Annotated in this window: 4 protein-coding genes and 1 riboswitch; of the genes, 2 read left to right on the top strand and 2 right to left on the bottom strand. The window is 72.8% G+C overall.

Annotated elements, in window-relative coordinates:
* Positions 1 to 38: 38 nt before the first annotated feature.
* A complete protein-coding gene (locus tag ABD841_RS40280) occupies positions 39 to 992 on the bottom strand; it encodes a pentapeptide repeat-containing protein (RefSeq protein WP_344982330.1) in 954 nt (317 codons plus the stop codon).
* Positions 993 to 1,231: 239 nt separating this feature from the next.
* Complete coding sequence (gene bluB, locus ABD841_RS40285; RefSeq protein ID WP_344982331.1) at positions 1,232 to 1,852, bottom strand: 5,6-dimethylbenzimidazole synthase; 621 nt, start codon at positions 1,850 to 1,852, stop codon at positions 1,232 to 1,234.
* Between the two features lie 31 nt (positions 1,853 to 1,883).
* A riboswitch (cobalamin riboswitch) is annotated at positions 1,884 to 2,083 on the bottom strand.
* Positions 2,084 to 2,331: 248 nt separating this feature from the next.
* Here bluB and ABD841_RS40290 point away from each other — a divergent pair.
* On the top strand, positions 2,332 to 2,967 hold the full coding sequence (locus ABD841_RS40290) for a hypothetical protein (RefSeq protein ID WP_344982332.1): 636 nt from the start codon (positions 2,332 to 2,334) through the stop codon (positions 2,965 to 2,967).
* 627 nt (positions 2,968 to 3,594) lie between these two features.
* Positions 3,595 to 3,685: LacI family DNA-binding transcriptional regulator (locus ABD841_RS41070; protein WP_425582125.1), on the top strand; the 91-nt coding region annotated here is incomplete at its 3' end.

Genomic DNA, 3,685 nt, shown 5'->3' on the forward strand with positions numbered 1-3,685 from the left:
CGGGGCGCGGACCGGCCCGCGCCCCGCCGGCTCGCGCTTCACCGGCCCGTGTTCCGCCGGCTCCGCCGGGACACCGGGGCCCGGTTCCGGGGCGCGGCCCCGCCGGATGCCGCCGGCCCGGCGTGCGGCGTGCCCGAGGGCGCCCAGTGCGCCGGGTGGGCGAGCGACGGCGGCACCTTCGTGGTGGCGTCCCCTTTCGCCGCGTCGAGCTGGGACTGGGTGAGGAAGATGCTCTCGGAGAGGTCGGCGCCCCGCAGGTCGGCGCCCCGCAGGTCGGCCCCGGTGAGGTCCGCCACTCCCAGATCGGCGCCCCGGAGGTCGGTCCCGATGAGGTACGCCCCCCGGAGGTTGGCCCCCCGCAGGTCGGCGCCCCGGAGGTTGGCCCCGATGAGGTCGGCGCCCCTCTGCTCCGCCCGGCGGTTCGTCCTCCCGCGCGGGACCCGGGCCCGCACGAGCTCGCTCGCGCGCTGCAGCAGGACGTTGACGTCTCGCCGGCGCGCCGCCACGTCCACGTCCGCGAGGGCGTCGGGACCGGTGCGGGTGAGGGCGTCGATCTCGTCGAGCGCGCGGCGGAGCTCGCCGTGGAGCGGGCGGGCCGGGGGCATCGTCAGCGCCTCGGTCAGGTACCACAGCAGCTCGTGGAGGTGCCGCATGATCGGGAACACCTCGAACATCTGCTTCGCGGTGTGCGGGGCCCGCCGCCAGTCCTGCCCGCCGAAGGTGACCTGGGAGACCTGCTGCCCGGCGCCGAAGCAGTCGTAGACGGTGCACCCCGGGAAGCCCCGCTGCCTGAGGTCCCGGTGGATGCCGCACCGGAAATCCTGCTGCAGGTTGGGGCAGGCCTGCCCGGCGGCCTTGTCGACCGCGAAGTCCGCCGAGGCCGTGAAGGCCGGCACGACGCAGCACAACCCGAAGCAGCGCTCGCAGTCGGCGCGCAGGCCGGGGCGGCCCGCGCCGGGGAGGGGTGCTGCGTGATCGTGGCTCTCGGACAACGCGCGTGGTCTCCTGTCGGGCTGTGGAACACCGCTTCCCGGCGTGCTCGCGGTGAGGTTCCCCTGTCTTCCGGTGAATGCGGGCGCCCCGGCCGGTCCGGGGCCGGGGCCCGGCGCGTACGCGGTGGTCCGGGTGCCGTCGCGGTCGGTGAAGCTTACCGTCCGGCCCCGCTCGCCTGCTCACTCGATTTTCCGTGCCCGTTCCCGGGACGGACACGGGCGGATCGATGGGGATCGGGTCACCAGCGGTCGTGATGGACGGCGGCCTCCAGGGGGCGCCGGCGCCGCCAGCCGTGCCGTTCGAGATCGGGGACGGTCTCGACGTGGGTCACCGGACCGACGCACAGCCACGCGACCGGGCGGATCGTGGCGGGGATGGCGAGCAGGTCGCGCAGGAACGGCTCGCGGTAGAACGACACCCAGCCGACGCCGAGACGCTCGGCGGTGGCGGCCAGCCAGAGGTTCTGGATGGCCAGGCACACCGAGTACAGCCCCGCGTCGGCGATGGCGTGGCGGCCGAGCACGGCGGGGCCGCCCCGGTCCGGGTCGTAGGTGACCACGATCGACAGCGTGGACTCCCGCACTCCGTCGATCTTGATCCGGGCGAACCGGGCCGCGGCGGCGGTGTCGAGGGCCGCGGCGAAGGCCGCCCGTTCACGCTGGACGTGCTCGTGGAACGCGTCGCGGACGGCGGCGTCGCGCACGAGGATGAAGTCCCAGGGCTGGGAGAGCCCGACGCTGGGTGCGGCGTGGGCCGCCGACAGGATCCGGTGCAGGACCTCGTCGGGGACGGGTGCGCCGGTGAACTCCGCGCGCACGTCGCGGCGGCGGTGGATGACGTCGTAAAGCTGGCTGTCCATGGGCAGGCTCCCGCTGCGTGCATGCCCCTGCCGGGGCGGTGGGCGCGAGGCCGGTCTTCGGACTCCCGGATCGACGCCCGACCGCCCGCCTTCCCAGCCCGTGAGGGCCAGTGGCTGCGCATGCGCGCGTGGGCGGAGACTCCCCGGTCACCGCGGCGGGCCCGTGCCGGAATCACACCGGCTTCCCGATTCTCCTCGCCGGCGCGAGGCACCTCGCAACAGTTCGCCGATCAGTACGGTAGCGGATCACGGCCGGCGGTTCCGCATTCGCCGGGTCGCCGGTGACCGGACCGGCCGGCGTATCCGCCCGCGCCGGGCAGGGCGTTGTCGTCTTTTCCGCCACCGTCTTTATCGCAGTCGGCAGGCCGGCCCGGCCGACGGGGGAAATCCCATTCACCGCGGATTGATCGCTCCCGGAAACAGCCGTTTCCGACCCGGTCGCCGATTTTTGTCGGAGGGCCCACGTAACCTCCCGTGTTATGGAGGAACGGCTGGTGAGTCCGGCGTCGATCTCGCGCGAGGAAGCGGATCTCTCGTTCCGGGAGGCGCGTCGCGAACTGGATTGGGCGCAGTACCGCTATGGCCAGGCGCAGCGCGCGATCGAGGCGGACGGGGAATCGTCCTTCGATCTGAATCACGCGCGCCAGGTGTGGAGTTGGGCGCTAATGGAGTGGACGCGATCGCTCATCGCCCGCGAGGAAATCCAAGACCGGTCGGGTAATCCGGGCCGGATGGGTAAACCGTTCGCCGCCGCGGAGAAGATCGCCGCGCCGGATGAGGGAAAACCGTCGGCCGAGGATCACCGGCTCCGTGAAGCACGCCACGAGGTCGAATCGGCCACCGCCGAATATGAGCGGGTCCGCCGGGGCGACGGCGGATCGTCCGCCGAGCTGAGCAGGGTGAGGGAGGTCTGGAGCCTGGCGCTGACGGCGTGGGCGCGGGCCCTGATCGCCCGTGAGGAAGCCCGGGATCGCGTGCGGATCGCGGCGTGGGAAGAGCCGGAGACGCCCGGCGCGCAGGCCGTCCCGCCGCGCAGGGCGCCCGTCCGGGTGTGGAGCACCGTCGGGCGGAACCGGGGCGACACCCGCCGCTCGCGGCCGTCCACCGCGGCGTAGGCGATCGTCCGCCGTCGGGGCGGGCATGCGGATCGGGGCGCCGGTGAGACCGGTGTCATCGGGTGCGCGCGGTTGCGTCGGCGCACTTCGGAGTGGTGGCCCTGCGGCGTCCCCGGCAGCGTCGAGCGCGCCGCCCCTGGTGTCGCCTGCCCCTGGTGTCGCCTGCCCCTGGAGTGGTCTGCCCCGGCCGGCCTTCAGCAGGTCCAGGACCTTCCATCCCTCCCGGGCAGGGGGGCGCACCGGAACCGCGAGCGTTGACGGGCGACGGCGGCGGGGTCGTCCGCGGCCGGGGTGTTCCCGAGACGGTCGGCGGGTGACGGCGCGACCGTGCTCCACGGACGGCTCCTCTCTCCATCCGAGAGCCCTGAGGCTCTTGTCTCACGAGCTCCGGAGCTTTCCGTCCACGAGCCCCGGGGCTCCGTCTCTCCTGAGCCCCGAAACGCGATCACACTTACCGCGCGTCGCGGTGCGGCTGATCGAAGGCTCTTCCGATCCGGCGCCGTCGTCAAGAGGCTAATACGAATTACTACAGGAAAAATTGCCCCTTGACGGGCGTCGGGAGCGGATCGCAGAATGAGGCCCCACTCCAACTAATGCGCATTAACTCGGAAGAGGATGTAACGGATCGTGGCCCGACGCCTCACCCAGCAGGACATCGCCCGTATGGCGGGTGTGAGCCAGACGACGGTGTCGCTGGTGCTGAACAACCGTGCCGTCA

The organism is Streptosporangium fragile (assembly GCF_039534445.1).
In the GTDB taxonomy this organism is placed as follows: domain Bacteria; phylum Actinomycetota; class Actinomycetes; order Streptosporangiales; family Streptosporangiaceae; genus Streptosporangium; species Streptosporangium fragile.

Coding starts and splice junctions, on each gene's coding strand:
- ABD841_RS40290 (WP_344982332.1), top strand. CDS start 2,332: ATGGAGGAACGGCTGGTGAGTCCGGCGTCGATCTCGCGCGAGGAAGCG.
- bluB (WP_344982331.1), bottom strand. CDS start 1,852: ATGGACAGCCAGCTTTACGACGTCATCCACCGCCGCCGCGACGTGCGC.